The sequence below is a fragment of the Weissella sp. DD23 genome (assembly GCF_001579105.1).
Lineage (GTDB): Bacteria > Bacillota > Bacilli > Lactobacillales > Lactobacillaceae > Weissella > Weissella cibaria.
Genome location: NZ_KQ970391.1, coordinates 20,505 through 24,932, shown reverse-complemented (window position 1 = coordinate 24,932; position 4,428 = coordinate 20,505). Strand labels below are relative to the sequence as shown.

At 47.0% G+C, this 4,428-nt stretch carries 5 protein-coding genes and 1 pseudogene; all 6 read right to left on the bottom strand.

Going from position 1 to position 4,428, the window contains the following annotated elements; genetic code table 11:
- The coding region (locus tag WEIDD23_RS02625; protein ID WP_197458778.1) for an L-threonylcarbamoyladenylate synthase at positions 1 to 332 on the bottom strand (332 nt) is incomplete at its 3' end.
- 5 nt (positions 333 to 337) lie between these two features.
- Positions 338 to 1,201 (bottom strand): peptide chain release factor N(5)-glutamine methyltransferase, encoded by an 864-nt coding sequence (gene prmC / locus WEIDD23_RS02620; protein ID WP_010369580.1) that lies wholly within the window; start codon positions 1,199 to 1,201, stop codon positions 338 to 340.
- Positions 1,202 to 1,206: 5 nt separating this feature from the next.
- On the bottom strand, positions 1,207 to 2,292 hold the full coding sequence (gene prfA, locus WEIDD23_RS02615; protein WP_010369583.1) for a peptide chain release factor 1: 1,086 nt from the start codon (positions 2,290 to 2,292) through the stop codon (positions 1,207 to 1,209).
- Between the two features lie 32 nt (positions 2,293 to 2,324).
- A complete protein-coding gene (locus tag WEIDD23_RS02610) occupies positions 2,325 to 2,921 on the bottom strand; it encodes a thymidine kinase (RefSeq protein ID WP_010369586.1) in 597 nt (198 codons plus the stop codon).
- Positions 2,922 to 3,039: 118 nt separating this feature from the next.
- A complete protein-coding gene (locus tag WEIDD23_RS02605; protein ID WP_010369591.1) occupies positions 3,040 to 4,149 on the bottom strand; it encodes a hypothetical protein in 1,110 nt (369 codons plus the stop codon).
- Between the two features lie 126 nt (positions 4,150 to 4,275).
- A pseudogene (locus WEIDD23_RS14390) lies at positions 4,276 to 4,428 on the bottom strand (glutamine amidotransferase); the annotation flags it as partial.

Below are 4,428 nucleotides of genomic sequence, written 5' to 3'. Positions count from 1 at the left end.
AAGCCCCCCGTTACCGTCGTCGACACCGTACCAGGCTTGACTGGCAAAATCATCGTCAATGGGCCTGGCCAAAAGGCGTCCATTAACTTTTCTGCCCACGCATTAACCACCGCAAAGCGATCAACTTGTGCCTTGTCAGCGACGTGGACAATCAACGGATTATCCGATGGTCGGCCCTTCGCTGCATATACCTTACTAACTGCTTTTTCATTAAAGGCGTCGGCACCTAAGCCGTACACCGTTTCAGTCGGGAACGCTACCAGTGATCCGCGCTTAATCGCACGAACGGCTGCTGGCAATTCATCGGCCGACCAAATTTTTGTCTCTGCCATACTCTTTATGCCTCCCGCGACACTTTAATCATCCGATCATGTCCACTCATATCTTGACGCAACGCCACTGATACACCTGGCAACTCGCCAAAGACCGCTAACAAAGCGGGCCCTTGTTGATAGCCAATTTCAAAGTACGCTGTTCCGTTGGGTGCCAAGTAGGTGAGCAATTGGGCTGCCATTTGCTTGTACAGGGCTAACCCCTCATCATCAGCAAACAAAGCCAAATCTGGTTCGTACATGATGACTGACTCATCCATCACATCACGTTCCGCCTCACTAATATAAGGCGGGTTCGAAATAATGATGTCGTATTGCCCAGTCGCTTGGCTAAACAAGTCGCTTTCAATGAAATTAACCTGCTTGGCAAATTGGTCAGCGTTGGTTTGCGCTACTACTAACGCATCTGCTGAAATATCCGCCCCAGTCACATCCCAGGTTGGTCGTTCAGCCCCAATCGTCACCGCAATCGCCCCCGAACCAGTCCCGATGTCGAGTACGCGTTGCACCGGCCCAGTTACTTTATGATCGTTTAATACCCATTCAACTAATTCCTCAGTCTCCTGGCGTGGAATCAAAACACGTCGATCAACGTTGAACTCGCGGCCATAGAACGCAGCGTGACCCAGCGCGTATTGCACTGGTTGACCACCCTTGATTGCCCGGACGGCAACCATGAAACGTAACCGCTTCTCGTCCTCTAAGACCGTATTCAAGTTATTCGCCAATTGCGCATAGTTCCAATCCATCATCCCTGTTAGCAGATAATCGATTTGTGCAAGTCGCTCTTCTTGGTCGTGAATGTATGGCTCAAGTTGCCAATCACCCCAATCGCGAACTGCTTGAATTGTCCATTGTTCATCAAACATGTTATCTATCCTTGCTTCAATTCTTCCAACTTAGCCGTTTGATCAGCGATAATCAACGCATCAATCACGTCTTCCAATTCACCGTTCATAATGCGATCCAACTTGTTCAATGACAAACCGATACGGTGGTCCGTCACACGGTTTTGTGGGTAGTTATACGTTCGGATACGTTCTGAACGATCACCCGTACCAACCGCCGTCTTACGTTGCTCGGCGTATTCAGCTTCGTTTTGTGAGGCGTAGTAGTCGTAGACACGCGCCTTCAAAATTTCCAACGCCTTCGCACGGTTTTGTTGTTGTGAACGCTGGTCTTGCATGGCTACCACGATACCAGAAGGCAAGTGGGTCATACGCACGGCTGATGACGTCTTGTTAACGTGCTGTCCACCAGCACCAGATGAACGGTACACATCGACACGCAAATCCTTGTCTTCAATTTCGATATCAACGTCTTCGTATTCTGGCATCACCCCAACAGTAGCCGTTGACGTGTGCACACGACCAGCTGATTCTGTTTCAGGGACACGTTGCACACGGTGCGCACCGTTCTCAAACTTCAACTTTGAGTAAACGTTGTTACCCGTAATCATCAAAACGATTTCCTTGTAACCACCGATTTCAGTCTTGTTTTCATCGATAATTTCAACGTTCCAACCTTGCTTTTCAGCGTAGCGTTGGTACATGTCGTACAAGTCAGCCGCAAACAAAGCCCCTTCATCACCACCGGCAGCCCCGTGGATTTCCATGATGATGTTCTTATCATCGTTTGGATCCTTTGGCAAAAGCAAAATCTTGATTTGCTCTTCAAGGGTTTCCTTTTCTGCCTTTAGTTCCTTCAACTCATCCTTGGCCATTTCTTCCAATTCAGCGTCGCCCAAACCTTCGTTCAACATCTCTTCGTTGCCTTCGATACCGTCAACAACGTCCTTGTAGCGCTTAAACGTCTCAACCGTTTCACGCAAGCTACCTTCTTCCTTAGAAAGTGCCATGAAACGTTGCGTATCTGAAATGACATCAGGGTCAGAAATCATTTCGCTGATTTCGTCGTAACGGTCAACAACCGCTTGGACCTTCTCAAAAATCTCATCCATGTGATTTACAATTCCTCTTCTTTAAGTATGTATTAGTGCTTAACAACACGACGGGCAATCGCTGCCATGTCTGGGTGGTTATAGTGATAACGGCAAACTGGCATATAGGCTTCATCCCCACCAATTTGCACTTGTGCGCCTTCATAAACAGGCCGACCGTCAGAAATGCGTAAGTTCATCGTCGCCTTACGACCGCAGAATGAACAAAGCGTCTTCATTTCCTCGATTTTATCCGCATAAATCAGCAAAGCTTCTGACCCGGGGAACAAGTTATTAAACGCGTCATTCTTCAACCCGAAGGCCAAGACCGGAATATGTAACTCATCCACTACCCGTGTCAGTTGTAACACCTGGGCTTTGGTCATGAATTGGGCTTCGTCGATTAAGACTGCTGCAACCTCATCTTGACCATGAATCAATGCGAACAGATCGTCCTGCTCAGTAATCGCTGTGGCTGAGCGCTGCATCCCAATTCGCGATGCAATTTCGCCAACCCCTGAACGATTGTCTAGCGCACTCGTCAATAAAAGCACATGGCGTTGTTGTGTTTCATAGTTGTGTGCGACTTTTAAAATTTCGATACTCTTACCGCTTGCCATCGCGCCGTAACGATAAAACAGTTGCGCCATATGCGACCACCTTTCCGTTTGCCAAACCATTTTTTGCAGTTTGACACTCGTATACCAGTATAACGAAATTTCACTTATAAAAAAAGAAGAGAACTCGCAACAGTTCCCTTCTTGCCATTTAATTCGCTAGATTCTTGTAATTCAAAATCTTCTTATACATCGTCTTGTACTCAGCGTTCGTCATCGTGGCCTTGTATGGTGGGATGTAGAAAATCTTGGCATGCTTGTCGAGGTAGTCCATTGGGTTCGTCTTAGCAGAAGCCATAGCCTTCTTCCACGTATCACGGGAGATACCTTGCTTATCAGCTTGCCAATCAAGAATAAATGATGCCAATGCACCGACGTTATACGTTTCAGCGTATGCACCACTGTCTAGGTAAGCCAAACGGTTTTGCTTAAACAATGTCCGCACCGCTTGATCGTTTTGCTTCATCGTCTTCACCTTGTCTGGATAGCCAGCAAATAGTGAGGAACGAATCTCATAGTAGTACGCCGTTCCTTCCATCCGATCGTCCTCAAAGGTTGCCTTGTAGTCCTTGGCGTAGTTTTCCTTGTAATAACGGTACGTTGCCAACGCTTGCGCCAATGACTTTTCAGACTTATTCGTGTAAGCCGCCATCAATTGTTCTTGTAATTGCAATCGAATACGGCGCGCATCCGTGTGCTTCAAATACTCGTTTTGCTCTGGATTGTCGTGCTTCTTTGGTGACGCCCAACCCTCTTGTTCCGTACCGTGGAACATTTCGTGCGCATACGTGATGAACAAATCGTATGTTCCCAAATGTGGGTAGCGCACTAGTCGCTTCGTATTCGTTAGTTCATCTTTATTAACGGCCATAAACGCACCACTCTTATGATGTGCTGCGAATGCTAAAAACCACCCCTCATACGGTTCTGGCTGAACCCCATAAGACAACGCCTGCTTCTCCGTCAAATCTGACACCTTACCCGTTGGTGTCACCATCCAAAACGTCTTATTGTCGATGTCGTTAATCATGGCATATTGGTTAACATCCTTATTATCCGGCCAAAGCTTCGGTGCAATTTTATGGTAAACCTTCACCTGATTCGCAAATGTCTTGTGGACATATGTCGAGACATCTTGATCTGCCCGAGCTTTCGTAATGCCAAATTCACTTGCATGTGTTGTCGTGCCCAACAGCAACAAGCTGATACCGATGACACCAGCACCCAAACCAACCCGTGCCACTAGTTGTTTCATACCCATTTCGTAAACCCCACTATTTTCAAGTTTGCTTTATTGCATTTAGTTTACAAAAAATGAGTGGCGCTGTCACAAGATAAGGTTTAAAAAACACCCGTTGACCTTAATCAACGGGTGTTTCGATTATCATTAGAATGCTTCTGGCTTGATGTCGGCCATCTTTTCAGCCCAGTTGACTTCTGGGTACTTGCGTTCCAAAGCCGTTTGCAACACGTGCAAGGCCAAGTTTCCGTTACGCGTAAAGATAGGTCCGTGGAAGTACGTGCCATAAACATTACGGTA